General features: G+C 49.2%; 19 protein-coding genes. 17 read left to right on the top strand and 2 right to left on the bottom strand.

The genetic code is table 11. The features are described from left to right. Window position 1: 1 nt before the first annotated feature. From C7U56_RS05025 to C7U56_RS04990, 8 genes are all read left to right on the top strand, one after another. The gene (locus tag C7U56_RS05025; protein ID WP_107000373.1) at window positions 2-754 is read left to right on the top strand and encodes an ABC transporter ATP-binding protein; all 753 of its coding nucleotides are present in this window, start codon (window positions 2-4) and stop codon (window positions 752-754) included. 35 nt (window positions 755-789) lie between these two features. After that, on the top strand, window positions 790-1,530 hold the full coding sequence (locus tag C7U56_RS05020; RefSeq protein ID WP_107000461.1) for an ABC transporter permease: 741 nt from the start codon (window positions 790-792) through the stop codon (window positions 1,528-1,530). Between the two features lie 236 nt (window positions 1,531-1,766). Further along, window positions 1,767-2,834, top strand: coding sequence for an ABC transporter substrate-binding protein (locus C7U56_RS05015; protein ID WP_233430188.1), 1,068 nt, complete (start codon window positions 1,767-1,769; stop codon window positions 2,832-2,834). Between the two features lie 252 nt (window positions 2,835-3,086). Continuing rightward, on the top strand, window positions 3,087-4,160 hold the full coding sequence (trpS, locus tag C7U56_RS05010; protein ID WP_107000372.1) for a tryptophan--tRNA ligase: 1,074 nt from the start codon (window positions 3,087-3,089) through the stop codon (window positions 4,158-4,160). Between the two features lie 249 nt (window positions 4,161-4,409). Continuing rightward, window positions 4,410-5,729 carry a sodium-dependent transporter gene (locus tag C7U56_RS05005; RefSeq protein ID WP_107000371.1) on the top strand — a complete coding sequence of 440 codons (1,320 nt, stop codon included), beginning with the start codon at window positions 4,410-4,412 and terminating at the stop codon, window positions 5,727-5,729. A 355-nt stretch (window positions 5,730-6,084) separates the two neighbouring features. Continuing rightward, window positions 6,085-6,741 (top strand): DUF6465 family protein, encoded by a 657-nt coding sequence (locus tag C7U56_RS05000; protein ID WP_107000370.1) that lies wholly within the window; start codon window positions 6,085-6,087, stop codon window positions 6,739-6,741. Between the two features lie 537 nt (window positions 6,742-7,278). After that, window positions 7,279-7,467 (top strand): hypothetical protein, encoded by a 189-nt coding sequence (locus C7U56_RS04995; protein WP_107000369.1) that lies wholly within the window; start codon window positions 7,279-7,281, stop codon window positions 7,465-7,467. Between the two features lie 228 nt (window positions 7,468-7,695). After that, window positions 7,696-9,087, top strand: a complete 1,392-nt coding sequence (locus C7U56_RS04990; RefSeq protein ID WP_181357170.1) for an RsmF rRNA methyltransferase first C-terminal domain-containing protein — start codon at window positions 7,696-7,698, stop codon at window positions 9,085-9,087. Here the strand turns inward: C7U56_RS04990 and C7U56_RS04985 are convergent. Beyond that, entirely contained in the window at window positions 9,084-9,971 is an 888-nt protein-coding gene (locus C7U56_RS04985; protein ID WP_107000368.1) for an RluA family pseudouridine synthase, read from the bottom strand. The genes C7U56_RS04990 and C7U56_RS04985 overlap by 4 nt on opposite strands. A gap of 212 nt (window positions 9,972-10,183) precedes the next feature. Here C7U56_RS04985 and purE point away from each other — a divergent pair, with 212 nt between their 5' ends. The 8 genes from purE (at window position 10,184) to C7U56_RS04945 (ending at window position 17,737) form a co-directional block, all read left to right on the top strand. Continuing rightward, entirely contained in the window at window positions 10,184-10,696 is a 513-nt protein-coding gene (purE, locus tag C7U56_RS04980) for a 5-(carboxyamino)imidazole ribonucleotide mutase (RefSeq protein WP_107000367.1), read from the top strand. A gap of 38 nt (window positions 10,697-10,734) precedes the next feature. Further along, window positions 10,735-11,766, top strand: a complete 1,032-nt coding sequence (gene purM, locus C7U56_RS04975; protein WP_022359210.1) for a phosphoribosylformylglycinamidine cyclo-ligase — start codon at window positions 10,735-10,737, stop codon at window positions 11,764-11,766. Beyond that, window positions 11,760-12,353 (top strand): phosphoribosylglycinamide formyltransferase, encoded by a 594-nt coding sequence (gene purN / locus C7U56_RS04970; protein WP_107000366.1) that lies wholly within the window; start codon window positions 11,760-11,762, stop codon window positions 12,351-12,353. Before purM ends, purN begins: the two co-directional genes overlap by 7 nt. 10 nt (window positions 12,354-12,363) lie before the next feature. Further along, window positions 12,364-13,638, top strand: coding sequence for a phosphoribosylamine--glycine ligase (gene purD / locus C7U56_RS04965; protein ID WP_107000365.1), 1,275 nt, complete (start codon window positions 12,364-12,366; stop codon window positions 13,636-13,638). Between the two features lie 190 nt (window positions 13,639-13,828). Further along, entirely contained in the window at window positions 13,829-14,368 is a 540-nt protein-coding gene (gene rbr / locus C7U56_RS04960; RefSeq protein ID WP_107000364.1) for a rubrerythrin, read from the top strand. Window positions 14,369-14,650: 282 nt separating this feature from the next. After that, window positions 14,651-16,009, top strand: coding sequence for a C40 family peptidase (locus C7U56_RS04955; RefSeq protein ID WP_107000363.1), 1,359 nt, complete (start codon window positions 14,651-14,653; stop codon window positions 16,007-16,009). Between the two features lie 36 nt (window positions 16,010-16,045). Further along, window positions 16,046-16,483 (top strand): ribonuclease Z, encoded by a 438-nt coding sequence (locus tag C7U56_RS04950; protein WP_107000362.1) that lies wholly within the window; start codon window positions 16,046-16,048, stop codon window positions 16,481-16,483. 165 nt (window positions 16,484-16,648) lie between these two features. After that, on the top strand, window positions 16,649-17,737 hold the full coding sequence (locus C7U56_RS04945) for a DNA/RNA non-specific endonuclease (RefSeq protein ID WP_107000458.1): 1,089 nt from the start codon (window positions 16,649-16,651) through the stop codon (window positions 17,735-17,737). A gap of 92 nt (window positions 17,738-17,829) precedes the next feature. Here C7U56_RS04945 and C7U56_RS04940 read toward each other — a convergent pair whose 3' ends face one another. Beyond that, window positions 17,830-18,747, bottom strand: a complete 918-nt coding sequence (locus tag C7U56_RS04940; RefSeq protein WP_107000361.1) for a helix-turn-helix domain-containing protein — start codon at window positions 18,745-18,747, stop codon at window positions 17,830-17,832. 124 nt (window positions 18,748-18,871) lie between these two features. Here C7U56_RS04940 and C7U56_RS04935 point away from each other — a divergent pair, with 124 nt between their 5' ends. Further along, window positions 18,872-19,843, top strand: coding sequence for a DMT family transporter (locus C7U56_RS04935; RefSeq protein WP_107000360.1), 972 nt, complete (start codon window positions 18,872-18,874; stop codon window positions 19,841-19,843). Window positions 19,844-20,008 lie beyond the last annotated feature (165 nt).

Below are 20,008 nucleotides of genomic sequence, written 5' to 3'. Positions count from 1 at the left end.
TATGCTTACATTTGACAACGTGCGTTTCCAATATGCGGTAGAGGATTTTTCGATCATTGACCATCTGTCGTTTGAAGTCCAGGATGGGGAGTTTGTGTCCATCATCGGCGCTTCCGGCTGTGGAAAAAGTACGATCTTCCGGCTGGTAAATAAGCTTCTTACCCCGGCTTCCGGTGTGATCCGGGTGGATGGGGAATCGATCGAAACGAAGAAAAATTACTGTGGATATATGCCGCAGCAGGATCTGCTGTTTCCATGGCGTACCGTGCGGGAGAATCTGATGCTTCCGATGGAGATTCAGGGCGGATATTCGAAGGAACAGATGCAGAAAAAAGCGGATGATGCGCTTCAATCGGTTGGACTTGCAGACTGGGGAGATAAGACGCCGAAAGAGCTTTCCGGCGGTATGCGCCAGAGAGCCGCCTTTGCGAGAACGGTTCTGACGGGTTCAGACCTTCTGCTTTTGGATGAGCCGTTTTCAGCCCTGGATTATCTGACAAGACTGTCTATGCGGGAGTGGCTTCTGGAACAGTGGGAAAAGGAGAAAAAGACGGTTCTTTTCATCACGCATGATGTGGAAGAAGCGGTGTTTCTGTCCAGCCGGATTCTCGTGGTGGAACAGTCACCGATCACACATCTGCGCTCCATCCAGGTTCCGGCGGGATATCCGCGATCCCGGGAAGAGCTTCGCAGACCGGAGATTCTGTCCTTAAAGGAAGAACTCATCGGAATGCTTAAGAAGGAGAAGGCGTGATGGAACAGAAAAAAACAAATAAAATGGGAAGCCGGATGAATGCGAATCTTCCAGCCCTGATTCTGGTGGCGGTGCTTCTGTTTGCATGGCAGGTGGCGGCTATGGGGATTGATGCGGCCTATATTCTCCCGTCTCCGGTTCAGGTGGTTGTACGGCTGTGGGAACTTCGGGGTCCATTATTTACGGCACATCTGCCGGCGACGATGTCGGTAGTCGTGATTGGACTTTTGATCTCGATCGTGCTGGGCGTGGGACTGGCTGTGCTGATGGATGCCAGTGAGACGGCAAGAAAGGCGCTGTATCCGCTGATCATCGCCTCCCAGACGATTCCGACGACGGCGCTGGCACCGCTGTTTGTCCTCTGGTTTGGCTACACGATCTGGAGCAAGGTGCTGGTAACGGTGCTGATTACGTTTTTCCCGATCACGATCACGGTATTTGACGGGTTCCGGTCGGTGAAGACGGAAATGGAAGAACTTTTGTTTACATTTGGCGCGGATAAACGTCAGATCTTTTTGAAATTAAAGATTCCGGCGACGCTTCCGTACTTTTTTTCAGCGATCAAGATGGCGGTACCGCTGTCGATCATCGGAGCGGCGATTGGAGAATGGCTGGGCGCCCAGAGCGGACTCGGATATTTCAGCCGGAGAATGATGACCCAGTTAGATGGAGCCGGTGTATTTGCACCGATTCTGCTCTTATCGGTAGTGGCGATGGCGGCAACGTGGGTTGTCTCGCTGCTTGAAAAGCGGATGATTTTCTGGAGGAATGAGTAGGAAATTGTGATATAGGATGAAATTTTGAAGTATGTGTGCGGATATTGAAAAGTCTGTATTTTTGAAATGTGTGCTGCAGACCGAAAAAAGTGTATTCACAAAAAAGCTACTCGTGAAGAAGTGCAGATCTTTGAGATTGGTATGTGAATCCAGCAAGTCATATGCCAAAAGAACTGGAAAACAGGTAAGTGATAGGGAAATATAAACGGAAATTTGTAAAAATGAAAGGATATGAGATGAAAAAACGAATGAAAATGGCTGCCGCAGTGATGGCAGCAGTGATGGGAATGATGACACTTGGCGGATGTGGAACGGCCAGCGAAAAGAGTGAGACAGCTGCTCAGGCAGAGGGCACGGATGCGAAACAGACCTCGGAAGATGGAAAAAGTCAGGATCTTAAGGAGATCAATGTGGTTCTTGACTGGTATCCGAATGCGATCCATACCTTTATTTATACGGCGATCGAGCGCGGTTATTATGCGGAAGAAGGACTGGATGTGAAAGTGCGTTTTCCGGCCAATGCGAACGATGCGTTATCACTGGTAGCGGCTGGAAAGGCGGAGATCGGCATGTACTATCAGCAGGATGTGATCCAGGCGGTTGCCAATCAGGGAACGAAGATCAAATCCATCGGTGCGATCGTGCAGTCCCCGTTAAGTGTCGTTCTTTCTTTAAAGGATAAGAATATCACAGGACCGGAAAATCTGGTTGGAAAAACCGTTGGTTACGGCGGAACAGCACTCAGCGAGGCGGTTGTCAAGAGCATGATGGAATATGTGGGAGCGGATGCATCGGATGTAAACCTGATCGATGTCGGATTTGAACTGATGAGTTCTATGACGACCGGCAATGTGGATGCGACGATCGGATGCCTTGTTAACCATGAGGTTCCGCAGATGGAGGAAGAAGGCTTTGATGTCAACTACTTCATGGCAGCTGGATATGGAATCCCGAATTATTATGAGGAAGTATTCCTTGCCAACAACGAAATGATCCAGCAGGAGCCGGAAGTTCTGGAAGGATTCTTACGCGCATCGAAGAAGGGCTTTGAAGACTTTAAGAACGATCCGAATGGCTGCCTGGCAATCCTGATGAATAATCAGAATGAGGAAAACTTCCCTCTGACCCAGAGCGTGGAGGAGAAGTCCTGTGAGACACTTCTGCCGCTCATGGAGAGCGATGAGGTTCCGTTCCTGACCCAGACCGAAGAGTGCTGGCAGGAAAACATCGACTGGATGAGCGAGAGCGGGCTGATCGATAAGAAAGTGGATGTTTCGGATGTGATGGTAAACCTGCAGGAGTAAGAGTCAGAAGTAGTCAGAGACTGGCTGTTTGCGCAGAGCAAGTAAATTTCCGGAACTGGAAATTCTGGTGTTTAACACATATATGCAAGAATGGTAACAGAGTTACTGAGTTACTGGGGCAGATGGAGTCTCAGAATGTTGACAGTCTGCCAGCCAGGATATATAATATTTTCGTAACTGTTCAGTACCTTAACAGTCACGCGCAAAAATCCATTAAAGAAAAAACACCAGAATGGAAGGGGAAACAAATAGATGAAGAAAATTATTTTAACCGGCGATCGTCCTACAGGACGCTTACATGTCGGACATTATGTTGGCTCTCTGAGCGAGAGAGTGAGACTTCAGAACTCCGGCAAGTTCGATGAGATTTATATTATGATTGCCGATGCGCAGGCACTGACGGACAATGCCGATCACCCGGAAAAGGTGCGTAAAAATATTCTGCAGGTTGCCCTGGACTATCTGGCTTGTGGAATTGACCCGGAGAAATCCACCATCTTTATCCAGTCGATGGTGCCGGAGCTGACAGAGCTTACTTTCTACTATATGAACCTGGTTACGGTATCCCGTGTACAGCGAAATCCTACCGTAAAAGCAGAGATTCAGATGCGTAATTTTGAGGCAAGCATTCCGGTTGGATTCTTTACTTATCCGATTAGCCAGGCGGCGGATATCACTGCATTCCGCGCGACGACCGTTCCGGTTGGAGAGGATCAGATGCCGATGTTAGAGCAGTGCAAGGAGATCGTCCATAAATTCAACAGCGTGTACGGCGAGACTCTGACGGAACCGGAGATTCTGCTTCCGTCCAACAAGGCGTGTCTGCGTCTGCCGGGTATCGATGGAAAGGCAAAGATGAGCAAATCACTTGGAAACTGCATCTACCTCTCTGATTCGGAAGCAGATGTGAAGAAGAAGATTATGTCCATGTTTACAGATCCAAATCACCTGCGTGTCGAGGATCCGGGTAAAGTCGAGGGCAATCCGGTCTTCATCTATCTGGATGCATTCTGCCGTCAGGAGTATTTTGCAGAGTTCCTGCCGGATTACCAGAACCTGGACGAGCTGAAAGCACATTACCAGAGAGGCGGTCTGGGCGATGTGAAGGTGAAGAAATTCTTAAATAACGTTATGCAGGCTGAATTGTCTCCGATCCGTGCGAGACGCCAGGAATGGGAGAAGAGAATCCCGGATGTATTTGACATTCTGAAAGAGGGAAGCAAGGCAGCAGAGGCGAAGGCTGCTGAGACGCTTCGCGATGTGAAGGCTTCAATGCGGATCAATTACTTTGATGATGACAGTCTGATCGATACGATCGGGGACTAAGAGAAAAAGTGGAAATTCGGCGCGGCTTTCTGAAATGCCGGGAGTGTGCTGCCGGAAATGAATTGAATTAAGAAATAGAGAAAAGTCTGTCTTCTGGTATGGGAAAGGTGTCGGGGGACAGGCTTTTTTGCGTGATTCCCACTTAAAAACGGTTTACATAGTCCCTAAAATTCGATATAATAGTCTGTATTGCGTTATAACGCAAGGCTATATCAAATATGAAATGAAAGAATACTAAGAGGGCTACACATGAGTAAAAACAAACAATGGGCGAGTAAGCTGGGCTTTATTATGGCGACGGCTGGGGCGGCGATTGGATTGGGAAATCTGTGGAAATTTCCATATCTGATGGGAAAGAACGGTGGATTTCCATTTCTGGTTGCGTATCTGTTTTTTATCGTCGTTCTCGGACTTCCGGTTATGATCACGGAAATGTCCTTGGGACGGAAGACGCGGCATGATCCGGTGCAGGCGTATGCGGACATTCATCCGCACGCACGGATTGTCGGTATATTCGGTGTACTGGCGGCGTTTATTATTTTGAGTTATTACAGCGTCATCGGCGGCTGGATTTTAAAGTATATTGCCAGCTATGTGACGACGGCGGCAGCGCCGGATTTTAACGCCTTTATCGGCAGCAGCGAGCCGGTGATCTGGCATATTGTATTTATGGCAGCGACAATAGCAGTCTGCTATTTTGGCATCAATGGCATTGAGAAAGCGAGTAAATTGATGATGCCGATGCTTCTGGTTCTGCTGTTTGTCATCATTTTTAGAGGTGTGACGCTTCCGGGAGCTTCAAAGGGACTGTTATTTATCTTCCAGCCGGATTTTTCGGCGTTCACGCTTTCTTCTATCAGCGCGGCACTGGGACAGGTGTTTTATTCCCTGAGTCTCTGCATGGGTATCACGATCACCTACGGAAGCTATCTGAGTGGAAAGGAAAATATTCCAAAAAGCTGTATGATCGTCGGTGGTCTGGACACCGTGATTGCGGTTCTCGCGGGTATCGCGATCTTTCCGGCAGTATTTGCCTTCGGTCTGGAGCCGGGACAGGGACCGGGACTGATTTTCGGCACACTGCCGATGGTATTTGCGAATATTGCGGGGGGAACTTTCTTTGCAATCCTGTTTTTTGCGCTGGTTTTTTTCGCAGCCGTTACGAGTGCGATCGCACTTCTGGAAGTCTGTGCCTCTTTTGCGATTGATTCGCTGGGCTGGGAACGCAAGCATGCGGCGCTTGTGATTGGTACGGCGATCACGCTGCTTGGCATTCCGAGTGCGCTGTCCTTCGGCGTCCTGAGTGATGTCACAATCCTGAATCAGTCGGTCTTTGATTTCGCCGGACTGGTAACGGATAATATCCTGATGCCGCTCGGTGGACTCACGATGTGCTACTATGTAGGCTGGAAATGGAAACCGGAGTATCTGCTTGCGGAGATCGAGGCGGACGGTACGAAGTTCCGTCTGGGAAAACTCTGGGTGTTCTGCATCCGATTCCTGACGCCGATTATGGTGGGAATCGTCAGTGTAACTGGATTTTATAATTTGTACTTGGCGATTCGGTAGGAAGAGCGGTTTTGTTGACAAAAACAGGAAATTGCCGTATAATTTGTTAAAGTTCAGACAAGGTCATGGAAACAGGGACAGGATGTGCTTGATGGTGGATCAAGGGCAGGAAAAAGACCATTTTGTGATAATCTGGACGGACAGACAACTTAGGGAAACTTGAATATAAGACAATTAAATTATGGGGATACCGCAGAATGACAAGGATGTGATTGGGCGGTGTCCCTACTTCGACTGTCGGGAATGAATCGGATATGAGGCATTGCCGCAGGCGGAAAAACTGCGCCGTGTGAGTGTGCACAGAATCACAAGCCGGAAGACGTTGTGGAGAAAGCAGAGAAGGAGGATGAGATATATGGTTCCGAGAAAGAAAACATTAGCCAAGACAGCGGCAAAGAAATCTGTTTCAACGGAAGAGAAAAAGGTTCCGTCTGTTGTGGAGAAAAAAGAGACAGCCGTAGCTGAAGTGGCGAAGAAAGAAACGGCAGTGGCAGCAGTCGCAAAGAAAGAGACAGCGGTAGCGGAAGTGGCAAAGAAGGAAACAGCTGTTGCAGCGGTGGAGAAAAAAGAGACGGCAGTAGCATCCGTTCCGAAAAAGGAAACTGCACTGGCACATGTAGAAAAGAAAGAGACAGCCGTAGCGCCGGTACAGAAGAAGGAGACCGCTCTCGCAGAGAAGAAAGAGATGGCAGCAGCCGCAGGGAAAAAGGAGACAGATGTGACCGTAAAGAAAACAACTGCAAAGAGAACTACAAAGACAACCACAAAGACAACCACTGCAGCAAAGAAGACAGCTGCGAAGAAGGAAGTAAAGACAGTTGCATACGTACAGTACGCAGGCTCTGAGATTTCTATCGAGAAGCTGGAGGCAGAAGCAAAGAAAGCATATGCAGCTCTGGGACATAAAGAGGAAGAGATTGAGGTTCTGACCCTGTATGTTAAACCGGAAGAGCGTGCCGTTTACTATGTGGTAAACGGAGAAGGTTCCAGCGAGTACAAGATTGTGTACTAAGGTGGGCGTTCGGTGAAGTTTCCGGCTCTGTATGACGGGAAGTTTACATACCATATCTGCTTAAAATGAGGGAGCAGGTATAAAAATCTAAGAATGGTAAAAAGCCAGTTTTTATATCTTTGGTGTATTAAGAGAGATATAGAACTGGCTTTTTTGTTGATAGGGAGATGTTTTAAAAACGCTTTGCAAGAATTACAACAGGGAATGCGGATGATTCGATGCCAGGCGTAGTGAAGGAAAAAACAGCCAGAACAGTACGCCAGCGGTTAAGGTCAGGCAAATCTCCATGGCACTGTTGATGATTCCCGATAAAATCCAGCTGTCCAGACAGAAAACGGATGAAATCCAGAGGAGCAGAAGGCAGAGACGCCCACGGGCAGCAGGAGAATCCAGAGAGTGAGTCAATTTGCTGAAAAAGGCAGTATTGGAGGTTCTTTGGGAATAATGGACAGGAGCTGGGGACGAAAAATAGAGCTGCAAGATTAAATAAAACAGATTATAAAGAAATAACAGCGCAGCCGCCAGCGCCAGAAGCGTGTGAAGGATAGCACAGACTGGGAGGTGCTCCGGGGCATAGGGCAGCAGGGCAGCGGCAGTGAGGAGAAGCAGGCAGCATTTTGCCTGGCGGGGGCGGTACAGGGAGAGTTGGGAGTAGAAAAAGCCGCCGCAGAGCAGGCACCAGAGAAAAAATTCCCCGCGCCGGTGCAGTGCAATGCTGATGCTTGAAAAATTGGAGGAAAACAGATTGCTTCCGCGTGTGAGTGAGAAACTCAAAAAAGGGAGGAGAACGAACGTAAATATCCATCGAATCATGAGGATAGTGTGGGTAAATGGGGCGGAAAAGATACTGGAAAGAAGAGGCAGAAATAGTTGACGGAATTGCTGTTTATGTAATAGTATTATTATTTAGGAAAGATGAATTATATGTTTGATTAAGAAGGATAATACAAAACCATGATAAATTTACCAGCAGCATTTACTGAACGAATGAAACAGATGCTCGGCAGGGAGTACGATGCGTTTATCGCCAGTTACGACAAGGAGCGCTCACAGGGACTGCGCGTGAACGGACTGAAAACGGATCCGGCGGAATTTGCTAAGACGGCTCCATTTTCTCTGAATCCGGTTGCGTGGGCGGCGGAGGGATTCGCTTATGGGGCGGAGGATCGTCCGGGGCGTCATCCGTACCACGATGCGGGCGTTTACTATATTCAGGAGCCGAGCGCGATGATTGCGGCTTCGCTTTTAAACCCGCAGCCGGGGGAAATGATTCTGGATCTCTGTGCGGCACCGGGCGGAAAATCGACGCAGGCGGCGGCGAGACTGGGCGGAGAAGGACTTCTGGTGAGCAATGAGATCCATCCGGCGCGTGCAAAGATTCTCTCGCAGAATATCGAGCGCATGGGAATCCGGAATGCGGTTGTGACAAATGAAGATTCCGGGCGGCTGACGAAGTATTTTCCGGCATTTTTTGATGGGATCATCGTGGATGCACCGTGTTCCGGCGAGGGAATGTTCCGCAAGGATGAGACGGCGGTCACGGAATGGAGCCCGGAGAATGTGCATCGCTGTGCTGGGCGGCAGCAGGAGATTCTTGAAAATGCGGCGATGATGCTGAAACCGGGCGGACGGCTGGTGTACTCCACCTGTACGTTTGCGCCGGAGGAGGACGAGCAGGCGATCGGACGTTTCTTAGAGGCACATCCAGAGTTTGCGCTAGAGGAAACGCCGGACTATCCGGGACTTTCGCACGGCGTTCCAGCCTGGGGGGCGGGCGTGACGGATGGAATCGAGAAAACGGTCCGTATCTGGCCGCACCGGACCGAGGGAGAAGGCCATTATGCGGCACTTCTTCGAAAAACGGGCGAGCCGGAGAGCGTGAAGCGTAAATATCCGGCTTCGATGAAGGACAAGAAGCTTCTGGCAGTCTATGAGGATTTCTGCAAAGAGATATTTATTGAGCCGAAGAAATGGACAGCGGACAGTACGATGACGATGTTTGGCGATCAGCTTTACCGGACGCCGGAGGAGATGGTCGATTTTAAGGGGCTGCGGGTGCTTCGCCCGGGGCTTCAGATGGGAGAATTTAAGAAAAACCGTTTTGAGCCGTCCCACGCGCTGGCACTTGCCCTGCATCCATCGGAGGTAAAACAGAACGTGAACCTGTCTGCCGACGCGCCGGAGACGGCGGCATACCTGCGCGGCGAGACGATCCAGCTTTCTGAGGAAGACGCCGGAAAAGGCTGGTGCCTTGTGAGTGTGGACGGGTATTCGCTCGGATGGGGCAAGAAGAGCGGCGGGACGCTGAAAAACCATTATCCGAAGGGACTGCGGAAGCAGTATTAATAGAAGAAGGAAAAATCCTCCGGCATCGGAGCCGTAAACTCCATTGCTTCCCCTGTGATCGGATGCCGGAATGCCACCGTATAGGAGTGAAGCGCCTGCCGTCCGATGAAGCGGTAATCCGGGTTGTATAGAAAATCCCCTAAAAGTGGGTGCCCGATGGCTTTCATGTGGACCCGGATCTGGTGGGTGCGCCCCGTTTCCAGGCGAAGCCGGACGAGGGAGCAGCCGAGATCGTCCCGGTAATCGAGACACCGGTAATGGGTGACGGCGTGTTCCCCATGATCCATATCGATGCAGCGTTCGATGGTGGAACCATCTTTTCGGGCGATCGGCAGATCGATGGTGCCGGATTCTTCTGGTTTACCGGCAACAATCGCGAGATATTCACGGCGTATCTCTTTTTTTGCAGTCATGGCGGAGAGAAATGCGCCGCTTATTTTATGTTTGGCGATCAGCAGAAGACCGGTGGTGTCGCGGTCTAAGCGGTTCACGGCACGGAACACGAAATGTTCGCCGCGCGAGGCAAACCGGTACGCGAGGGCGTTTGCCAGCGTATTTTCATGGTGTCCCTGGGACGGGTGGACAGGCATTCCGGCGGCTTTGTTGAGTATTATGAGATCTTCGTCTTCATATACTATATCGATCGGAAGATTGACCGGAAGAATATCTGAGGAAACGGGTTCGTCCGGGAGAAAGAGTGTCAGGGTGTCTCCGATCTGAAGCGGTGTGTTCAGCCAGGATGGAGTCCCATTCAGGCAGATCTGCTCAGGGTTCTGTTTGAGCTCGATGAGGATGCGGCGGGAATATCCGGCATCGCGCAGGAAGGCACCGATGGTGTCGGCCTTGTTTTTATTTGTAATGGTGTATGATAATGTCCGTTTCATTTAGGGAACCTCTTTGTAATCATTGTGATGCCAATAAGGATAACATAAAAGCAAGGAGGCTGCAATCTCATAGTATTTTTTGAAGGATTCTCGAAACCCTATTGACTTGCCATGAAAAACCTAGTATCATTACTAATAAGTAAGGGTGTTTTTATTCAAATCACTTATAAGTAAAACTAATAAATGCAATGCAGAGAAAAGGAGAATGAACGATGGCAAAAGTAGGAATTGTAATGGGAAGCGATTCGGACATGCCGATCATGGCACAGGCAGCAGATTTTCTGGACAAGATGGGGATTGATTATGAAATGACAATCATTTCTGCACACCGTGAGCCAGACATCTTTTTTAACTATGCAAAATCCGCTGAGGAGAAAGGCTTTAAGGTTATCATTGCAGGTGCTGGCAAGGCAGCACATCTGCCGGGTATGTGCGCGGCACTGTTCCCGATGCCGGTGATCGGTATTCCGATGAAAACCTCGGATTTAGGCGGAGTTGATTCTCTGTATTCGATCGTACAGATGCCATCCGGTATTCCGGTTGCAACGGTAGCGATCAACGGCGGTAAGAACGCGGGTATTCTGGCAGCCAAGATTCTGGCAACTTCCGATCCGGAGCTGTTAGCGAAATTAAAGGCATACTCCGAGGAGATGAAGAATGAAGTAGCCGGTAAGGATGAGAAATTACAGAAACTGGGACATAAAGAGTATCTGGCACAGAAATAAACATTAAAAATATAAACAAGGACATACGGAGGAAAACCATGGATTACAAGAATTCCGGAGTAGATATTGAGGCTGGTTATAAGTCGGTAGAACTGATGAAAGAGCATGTAAAGAAAACGATGCGTGAGGAAGTGCTGGGAGGTCTGGGCGGCTTTGCCGGTGCATTCTCCCTGGCAAAGATTAAAGAGATGGAAGATCCGGTTCTCTTATCTGGTACGGACGGCTGTGGTACCAAGGTAAAACTGGCGATCATCATGGACAAGCATGACACGATCGGTATCGACGCGGTTGCGATGTGTGTCAACGACATTGCATGTGCAGGTGGCGAGCCGCTGTTTTTCCTGGACTATATTGCCTGCGGCAAGAACTATCCGGAAAAGATCGCGGATATCGTAAAAGGCGTTGCAGAAGGCTGCTTACAGTCGGAGGCAGCTCTGATCGGCGGCGAGACAGCCGAGCATCCGGGACTGATGCCGGAGGAAGATTATGATCTGGCTGGTTTTGCTGTCGGTGTGGTTGATAAAAAAGACATGATTACCGGCGAAAACCTGAAACCGGGTGATGTACTGATCGGTATGGCATCCACCGGCGTTCACAGCAATGGTTTCTCCCTGGTCCGCAAGGTATTTGAGAAGGAACTCAACAAAGAGGGACTGGAGACCTACTATGAGGAGTTGGGAACCACGCTTGGCGAGGCACTTCTGGCACCGACCCGTATCTATGTAAAGGCGCTGAAAGCAGTGAAGAATGCAGGCGTGACTGTGAAAGCGTGCAGCCATATCACAGGCGGCGGATTCTATGAGAATGTTCCGCGTATGCTGAAAGACGGTGTTCGCGCAGTCATCAAGAAAGACAGCTATCAGATTCCGCCGATCTTCGGTATGCTGGCGAAGAAAGGCGATATCGAGGAGCACATGATGTACAATACCTACAATATGGGTATCGGCATGGTTGTAGCAGTCGATGCGGCTGATGCAGAGCGTGCGATGGAGGCAATGAAGTCCGCTGGCGATACACCGTACATCATCGGTTCTATTGAGGCAGGAGAAAAGGGAGTAACATTATGCTAAGAGTCGTTGTAATGGTGTCTGGCGGCGGTACAAATCTGCAGGCAATCCTGGATGCGGTTGATAACGGCAAGATCACGAACGCAGAGGTTGCAGCGGTTATCAGCAACAATGAGGGCGTTTATGCGATTGAGCGCGCGAAAAAACACGGTGTCCCGGCGTTTGTTGTGACTCCAAAGGCGTATGAGACGCGAGATGCATTCGATGAAGCGCTTTTAGAGACCGTCAAGGCGTGTAAGCCGGATCTCATCGTTCTGGCTGGATTTCTTGTGAAGATTCCGGCGGCGATGATCGAGGCATACAGAAATAAAATTATCAATATCCACCCGTCCCTGATTCCGTCCTTCTGTGGCGTCGGCTATTATGGACTGAAGGTGCATGAGGCGGCACTGGCGCGCGGCGTCAAGGTGACGGGCGCGACGGTTCACTATGTGGATGAGGGAACCGATACCGGTCCGATCCTCTTCCAGAAAGCCGTAGAGGTGCAGCCGGATGATACGCCGAAGACGCTGCAGCAGCGCGTGATGGAACAGGCAGAGTGGGTACTGCTTCCGCAGGCGATCGATGCGATTGCAAACGGAAGAATATAAGGAGAAGAACATGAAAGTTTTAATCGTTGGCAGCGGCGGACGTGAGCATGCGATCGCATGGAAAGTGGCTCAGAGTCCGAAGGTAGATAAAATTTATTGTGCACCGGGCAATGCGGGAATCGCAGAGTATGCAGAGTGTGTGCCGATCAGTGCGATGGAATTTGATAAGCTGGCGGCATTTGCGAAAGAGCATGAGGTTGATCTGACCGTGATTGGCATGGACGATCCGCTGGTTGGCGGTATCGTGGATGTGTTCGAGGCACAGGGCCTGCGTGTATTTGGACCGAGAAAAAATGCGGCGATTCTGGAAGGATCGAAGGCATTTTCCAAGGATCTGATGAAGAAATACAACATTCCGACCGCAGCCTATGAGACTTTTACCGATCCGCACAAGGCGCTGGAATACTTACAGACAGCTAAGATGCCGATCGTTTTGAAAGCAGATGGTCTGGCACTTGGAAAAGGTGTTCTGATCTGCAATACTTTAGAGGAAGCAGAGGCAGGCGTCAAGGAGATCATGGAGGACAAGAAGTTTGGTTCTGCCGGCAATCAGATGGTCATCGAGGAGTTCATGACAGGACGCGAGGTTTCTGTCCTTTCCTTCGTCGATGGCGATACGATCCGCATTATGACTTCCTCCCAGGATCACAAGCGGGCGCTGGACGGCGATCAGGGCTTAAATACAGGCGGTATGGGAACCTTCTCGCCAAGCCCGTTCTACACAAAAGAAGTAGACGAATTCTGCAAAAAGTACATCTATCAGCCGTCGGTTGACGCGATGAAGAAGGAAGGACGTACCTTCAAGGGCATCATTTTCTTCGGTCTGATGCTGACCGAAGATGGTCCGAAGGTGCTGGAATACAATGCGCGTTTCGGCGATCCGGAGACACAGGTTGTCCTGCCGCGCATGAAGAACGATATCGTGGAAGTCTTTGAGGCATGTATCGACGGAACCCTGGATCAGATTGAGCTTGAATTTGAGGACAATGCGGCAGTCTGTGTTGTTCTGGCGTCGGATGGTTATCCGGTGAAATATGAAAAGGGCTTCAAGATTCACGGTCTGGAGAAGTTCAAGGATGCAGACGGATACTATGTATTCCACGCGGGCACGAAGTTTGATGAGGACGGCGACATCGTGACAAACGGCGGTCGAGTGCTGGGCGTTACTGCAAAGGGCAAAGACCTGAAAGAGGCGCGCGCCAACGCATACAAGGCGACCGAGTGGATCGATTTCGCTAACAAATATATGCGCCATGATATCGGGCATGCGATTGATGAGGCGTAGGGGAAGCGGTAGGTAGTAGATTCCTATTTAGAAAAGAAACGGGGATATCAGATTTGAACGTCTGATATCCCTGTTTTTGTCTGGATGTTGGAAAAAAATGCTTTTGAAAAACATATTAAAAACATTCAAGCGTGCTATAATAGAAAGAAAAGATGAACTGTTTTCATGCAATTAAAAGGAGGACAATGCAATGGCTAACAAATATGCAGGAACCCAGACGGAAAAGAACCTGAGGGAGGCTTTTTCTGGTGAATCACAGGCAAGAAATAAATATACCTATTTTGCATCCAAGGCAAAAAAAGAGGGATTTGAGCAGATTTCCGCCCTTTTTTTAAAGACCGCAGACAATGAGAAAGAACACGCAAAGATGTGGTTTAAGGAATTAGACGGTCTGGGAAATACCGCAGAGAATCTGGCATCTGCTGCAGACGGCGAGAACTATGAGTGGACAGATATGTATGATGGATTTGCCAAGACGGCTGAGGAAGAAGGATTCCCGGAACTGGCAGCGAAATTCCGTATGGTAGCGGAGATTGAAAAGCACCATGAAGAGCGCTACCGTGCCCTGCTTCACAATGTGGAAGCACAGGAAGTATTTAAGAAGAGCGAAGTGAAGGTATGGGAATGCCGCAACTGCGGTCATATCGTAGTAGGCGAGAAAGCACCGGAAGTCTGTCCGGTATGCGCACATCCGCAGGCTTATTTCGAGGTTCATGCGGAGAATTACTAAATCTGGGGACTCAATCGTGGAAGCAGATGCCTTTTGTGGGAATGTGAGACGCAAGAGGTAGTTCTGGATTTGGTATGTGATTGAGTATCAGTAATGTGAGTTAGAGTGGATATGCCATGGACGGCGAGGATCTGATGGATTTGCTGGTCAGTCAGCTGGGGGCACTTTCGGAAACGACGAGACGCCAGCTGGGGGGCTGCCGATTCCTTATTGTGTATAAAAAAGGAAGATGCATCATATAAAAGATACGAAAATTAAGCAGGCTGTTTTGGATCAGTTCATATGAGATCGTCTTTTTTATCATTCGCACCAGATGTTTCGAAGGAACAATGCCAGGCAGAGCATTGGATCGATATAGAAAATGTGTCAGAATCAGTAAAAATGACGCCGGAAGAAATTGAAAATTTGAATGCACGGATTTTACGGACATATGGAACGGAAATGCATGATTTGAAAAAGGAAGCCTTTGCCAAAGAAGAGAGAGTTGTTTATGATAAATGGTGTGGAAATTTCTTATCATTTGGGATACAGGGGATAAATTGGACTGTGCGTGATGCTCAAAATTCCGTGGATAAAAATGTTCATATCAAATATGGAATCGCGACTTCACAGGGGTTGATCAAACAGTTTCCGATGGAGACTTTTTTAGCTGATGAGGAGGATCCATCCGATCCGGAGTGGGATGAGGCAGCACTTTGTCTCTGTATGGTCGGGGAAGCGCTTTTGATTTTGGGTTCGGTGCAGGAGGAGGGTTATCTGTATGTCCGGAATGAATGCAGCGAGGGCTGGATATCGGCAGAGTCGGTGGCAGTCTGTCGGAACCGGGCGGAATGGCTGATGGCGGCATTTCCGATCCATCCGTTAGTAGTGACAGGGGATATGGTCTGGCTGGAAGCAAGTGCAGTCTATCCGGGAACCAGTGCATACCGGCTTCGGATGGGGACGGTGTTGGAATTGTGCGTGGAAGAAGGAATCCCAGAGATAAAAGAAACAATAGAAACAAACAGAAAAAAAGGGATAGGAGCGGTAATAGAGACAACAGAAGCACAGGCAGAACAGAGAGTACAGAACAGACTGTCTTGGAATAATTACATCGTCTGGCTTCCATGCCGCGCCCCGGATGGCAGTTTCTTCCGGCAAAAAGGATTGATTCCGATGAGCCGGGACGTATCGGTGGGATATTTGAGCTTGACAAATGAGGAAATTATTAAACAGGCGTTCAAGTGCCTGGGAGACCGCTACGGCTGGGGCGGGATGCTGGAAAGCCGGGATTGTTCTTCCTATATCCGGGAAGTGTACCGCTGTTTTGGATGGATCCTGCCTCGCAATACGACCGGTCAGCTGCAGATGCCAGTTAGAAAAATAGAGCTGGCAGGGCGGTGCTGCTCAGAAAAAGAGCAGATTTTAAGAGCATTAGAACCGGGCACACTTCTATATTTTCCGGGACATGTGATGATGTATCTGGGATATGAGAATGGCAATTTTTATGTCATAAACGATGTGAGCAGGCTGGTAAAAGAAGGAGAAACGATGCCGGTGCGTGTACGATCGGTGATTGTCAACACGCTGGCAGTCAGGCGTCCCAATCTGCGGACCTGGATGGAGGAGCTGACGCTTGTTTTGATTCCTTGGGAAACATGAAGCGTACAGCAGATAGAAAAAGGGAGAAAAAGAGAGATGAAGATAATTGTATGTGTGGATAATCAGAACGGCATGATGTTCAATCACAGACGGCAGAGCCAGGACCGCGTGCTTAGAAAGCGTATTCTGGAGCTGACAGGTGGGAAAAAACTGTGGATGAATGCATACAGCCAGAAACAGTTTTTACAGGTGAATGGAAATATGCCGAAAGAACAGGAACAATCCGGGCAGATTCAGGCAGATGAAGCGTTTTTGGAAAAGGCGGGGCCGGGAGAGTACTGTTTTGTCGAGGACAAGGATGTTGTTCCGTATGAGAGCCGGATCGAAGAAGTGATTCTTTGTCATTGGAACCGGGATTATCCGGCAGATATGTATTTTAAGATGGATCTGGGCAGCTGGAAGCTGGCAGAAACGCAGGAATATGCGGGTTCCTCGCATGAGAAAATCACAGAAGAGCGGTATGTGCGCAGGTAAAAAATATACATAAAAAGTAAGTACAATATAAAAGAGTAAGAAAAACATAAAAAACAAGTCAAATATAAAAAAGAGCCGGTTCTGCACCTGAAAATCAGGCGCCAGAACGCGCAAATCTACATGGCTCTGAAAGGGATAGGCTTAAACGGAAAGGCAGAAATTCATATGAGAAAATTGAAAATGTGGCTTCTGGGGCTGGCTGCAGCGGCGATGCTGTCTGTTTCAGCGTGCGCGCAGGAGATTCCAGAGGGAAGTCTGAATGGAAACGGAAGTGTCAGCGCGGAGGAAAATCAGGCGGAAAGTGCGGACGGAGATTCACAGGCGGTGTCATCGTCAGAAAATGGTGGAAACCGTGTATCTTCTGCTTCAGGAACGTCATTTAATCTGGCGGATGTACCGGCATATTCCGGTCATCCGTATGTGGCGGTCAATGGAAATGTGCCGTATTTTACCGATGCGGACCTGACGGATGTATCGTTTGAGAGTTACAGTGATCTGGACAGCCTGGGGCGCTGCGGCGTGGCATATGCTTCGGTTTCGCAGGATACGATGCCGACGGAGAAGCGCGGCTCGATCGGGGAAGTCAAGCCGACGGGCTGGCATACGGCGAAGTATGACAATGTGGATGGAAAGTATCTCTATAACCGTTGTCATCTGATCGGCTACCAGCTTACGGCGGAGAATGCTAATGTCAAAAACCTGATTACCGGAACCCGCTATCTGAACGTACAGGGAATGCTGCCATTTGAAAATCTGACAGCCGATTATGTGAAAGAAACCGGAAACCATGTCATGTACCGCGTAACGCCGGTTTTTGAGGGCAATAATCTGGTTGCCTCCGGCGTCCTGATGGAGGCGGAATCCGTCGAGGATCAGGGCGAGGGAGTGCTGTTCTGCGTGTACGTCTATAATGTCCAGCCTGGTATTGCGATCGATTATGCGACAGGAGAAAGCTGGGCGGACGGCTCTGGAAGTGCGGGAATCACAGCCGGACAGGGAACGGCTGGAAATGGCAGCAGCCAGAATCAATCGGCTGGATCGGGAGCAGCTGGTTCGTCGGGAGGCGGCGCTGGATCCTCTGGAAGCAGTGCGACGGTTCAGACCTACATTCTCAATACCAACTCGAAAAAATTTCACCTTCCAAGCTGCACATCTGTCACCCAGATGAAGGCGGCAAACCGGCAGGAATTTACCGGTACGCGCGATGAAGTGATTGCAGAGGGATATGAACCATGTAAGAACTGCAATCCCTGATAAAACAGGGATGCAAAGTGTCTCGTTTGTGCTGTGTATGGAAAGAATCGGATGAGAACACGGTTAAGGAAGTTTCAAGAAGAAGCAATTCCTTAAAGAAAAGTTATAAGAGAAATTTTCCGCTTACGATACGCCCCCGGTGTACATCCGGTCAGGCGTTTGAAACAGGAAGAATAGTAGCTTTGTGTTGTAAAGCCGGAGCTTTGGGCAATTTCCGCGATAGATAGGCGGGAGTTGTTCAAAAGCTCCTGGCTTTTTTTGATCCGGTATTCAAGGAGATACTGGAAAATCGTGATGCCAGTCATCCGTTTGAAAAAACGTTCACATTCTTCCGGACAGAGGCAGACTGCGTCAGAGATCTCGCGCAGGGTGATTTTCTGCGAGTAATGCGCCTGCAAGTAGTGAAAAATCTCTTTCAGGCGGCTGTTGGCGGCAGAAGTATCACCGCGTTTATTGAACGTGGATTCGTCTTGACGGAGAAAGCGCCAGGCGATGATCCAGAGGGAAAACAGGATACCATATACCTGAAACGAGCTTTCAGGTGTGTGATTCTCTGAAAGCTGTAAAATACGGCAGATGGAGTCCGCCAGCAGAGAGCCGTCGGGGGTGAGGGCGTCAAACTGGAAAAAAGACAAGGTTTCCTCATTCAAAAGGGGCAGAACCATCGCATCCGACAAAGCAGCCCCGCTGGCAGCAGTCAGAAGCGCCGGGGAAAAATTGATGCAGTAGTAGGAGGAATCCGTCGTCAATGGCAAAGCGCTGTGGACGAGCCGCCGGTTAAAAAAAATACCGCAGCCGGACGAAATTGGGAATCTGGAACCAGGCGTCTGAAAACAGACCTCGCCGCGCTCGACCAGGCAGAACTGGAAATCTTCATGCCAGTGCCAGCTCACAAGCTGATAAGACGGATCGGAAAAGTCGGTTCGGTACACCGAAACCGGAAAATCCGGGAAAATACGAATCAGGTTTTCCTCCCGGTCAGAATTTATGGAAAGATAGTTTGTAATCATAATAACCTCAATATAATGAAAAAATAAGCCGATATTTTTATATATAAATAAAGATAATACCGATATAATGATAAAGTCAATGAAAAAGAACGAAACTCATAAAAGAATAGTGGAGAAATGAAAGATGTTAAAAAGAAATAGAGATGGAAAGAATCAAATGAACATCAAGGAGTCGAATCATGCCACAGAAAAACAGGCATCAAATTCCACAGAAGTTCCTTCTTCGTCTGCCCGCCTCGGCGCTCTCTGCTGCATGATCGGTGCGACTAGCTGGGGATTTTCGGGAACATGCGGGGAGGCACTGTTTTCATCCTACCCGATCGATGCGGCGTGGGTGACGGCGCTTAGAATGCTGGGGGCGGGGACGATTCTTCTGCTTGCTGCCGCTGCGAAGGGAAAATTGCCGGTGCGGGCATTGGTTCAGGATAAGAAAGCGATGGCTCAGATGGTGCTGTTTTCGTTTCTGGGATTGGTGCTGTCCCAGTATGCGTACTTAAATGCAATCAAATGGACCAATTCGGGAACGGCGACGGTGCTGCAGAATTTATCGATTATCTTCGTGGCGGTCTTTGTATGCGCGGCAGAACGTACATTGCCCACGAAACGGACGTTTTTCTGTATCTGTCTGGCATTCTTTGGAGTCTGGCTGATCGCGACGGGAGGAAGACTGGACGGCATGGAACTGACGGCGAAGGGACTTTTCTGGGGAATCATGGGAGGTGTCGGCGCAGCTGCGTATTTCCTGCTTTCAAAAAATCCGGTGAAGCAGTGGGGAAGTATTCCTGCAACCGGGATGGGAATGTTTATCGGCGGCGTGTTTCTATCGGGAGCCGTCCGCATCTGGGAAGTTCCGGCGGGGCTGGACGGTCATGCCGCATTTTATCTGGGTGTGCTTGTGATACTGGGAAGTGCGGTTGCGTATACTCTTTTTTTAAAGGGAGTTTCTTTGACGGGACCGGTGCGCGCTTCGGTGCTTGCCTGCCTGGAACCGCTGACGGCGGCGTGCCTGTCAGCGGTCTGGCTGAATTCCGTTTTTACACCGGCAGAGTTGATTGGATTCGTCTGTATTCTGGCGACGGTTTTGATTATGAAATAGTATAAGAATAATATTAGAGATTTACTTTTTTAACAACACTTTGCAAGAATTCTCCTATCCTCTCTAGTGTGGCAGTATCAATAGAGAGAAAAAGGATTGATAATTTCACAAAATATTCACAAATAATTAGCACTCACCTATTGATAATGGAAGTCGATTTTTGTT

The sequence above is a fragment of the Clostridium fessum genome (assembly GCF_003024715.1).
In the GTDB taxonomy this organism is placed as follows: domain Bacteria; phylum Bacillota; class Clostridia; order Lachnospirales; family Lachnospiraceae; genus Otoolea; species Otoolea fessa.
Note: the sequence above shows the minus strand (reverse complement) of the source record. Positions and strands in the feature narration are given on the sequence as shown.

What these genes read in the sequence shown, in the direction of transcription:
- C7U56_RS04955 (WP_107000363.1), top strand. Translation starts at nt 14,651, where the DNA reads ATGAGATCGTCTTTTTTATCATTCGCACCAGATGTTTCGAAGGAACAA.
- rbr (WP_107000364.1), top strand. Translation starts at nt 13,829, where the DNA reads ATGGCTAACAAATATGCAGGAACCCAGACGGAAAAGAACCTGAGGGAG.
- C7U56_RS04985 (WP_107000368.1), bottom strand. Translation starts at nt 9,971, where the DNA reads ATGAAACGGACATTATCATACACCATTACAAATAAAAACAAGGCCGAC.
- C7U56_RS04940 (WP_107000361.1), bottom strand. Translation starts at nt 18,747, where the DNA reads ATGATTACAAACTATCTTTCCATAAATTCTGACCGGGAGGAAAACCTG.
- C7U56_RS04990 (WP_181357170.1), top strand. Translation starts at nt 7,696, where the DNA reads ATGATAAATTTACCAGCAGCATTTACTGAACGAATGAAACAGATGCTC.
- purE (WP_107000367.1), top strand. Translation starts at nt 10,184, where the DNA reads ATGGCAAAAGTAGGAATTGTAATGGGAAGCGATTCGGACATGCCGATC.
- C7U56_RS04935 (WP_107000360.1), top strand. Translation starts at nt 18,872, where the DNA reads ATGTTAAAAAGAAATAGAGATGGAAAGAATCAAATGAACATCAAGGAG.
- C7U56_RS05025 (WP_107000373.1), top strand. Translation starts at nt 2, where the DNA reads ATGCTTACATTTGACAACGTGCGTTTCCAATATGCGGTAGAGGATTTT.
- purD (WP_107000365.1), top strand. Translation starts at nt 12,364, where the DNA reads ATGAAAGTTTTAATCGTTGGCAGCGGCGGACGTGAGCATGCGATCGCA.
- C7U56_RS05020 (WP_107000461.1), top strand. Translation starts at nt 790, where the DNA reads ATGAATGCGAATCTTCCAGCCCTGATTCTGGTGGCGGTGCTTCTGTTT.
- C7U56_RS05005 (WP_107000371.1), top strand. Translation starts at nt 4,410, where the DNA reads ATGAGTAAAAACAAACAATGGGCGAGTAAGCTGGGCTTTATTATGGCG.
- trpS (WP_107000372.1), top strand. Translation starts at nt 3,087, where the DNA reads ATGAAGAAAATTATTTTAACCGGCGATCGTCCTACAGGACGCTTACAT.
- C7U56_RS05015 (WP_233430188.1), top strand. Translation starts at nt 1,767, where the DNA reads ATGAAAAAACGAATGAAAATGGCTGCCGCAGTGATGGCAGCAGTGATG.
- C7U56_RS04950 (WP_107000362.1), top strand. Translation starts at nt 16,046, where the DNA reads ATGAAGATAATTGTATGTGTGGATAATCAGAACGGCATGATGTTCAAT.
- purM (WP_022359210.1), top strand. Translation starts at nt 10,735, where the DNA reads ATGGATTACAAGAATTCCGGAGTAGATATTGAGGCTGGTTATAAGTCG.
- C7U56_RS05000 (WP_107000370.1), top strand. Translation starts at nt 6,085, where the DNA reads ATGGTTCCGAGAAAGAAAACATTAGCCAAGACAGCGGCAAAGAAATCT.
- C7U56_RS04945 (WP_107000458.1), top strand. Translation starts at nt 16,649, where the DNA reads ATGAGAAAATTGAAAATGTGGCTTCTGGGGCTGGCTGCAGCGGCGATG.
- purN (WP_107000366.1), top strand. Translation starts at nt 11,760, where the DNA reads ATGCTAAGAGTCGTTGTAATGGTGTCTGGCGGCGGTACAAATCTGCAG.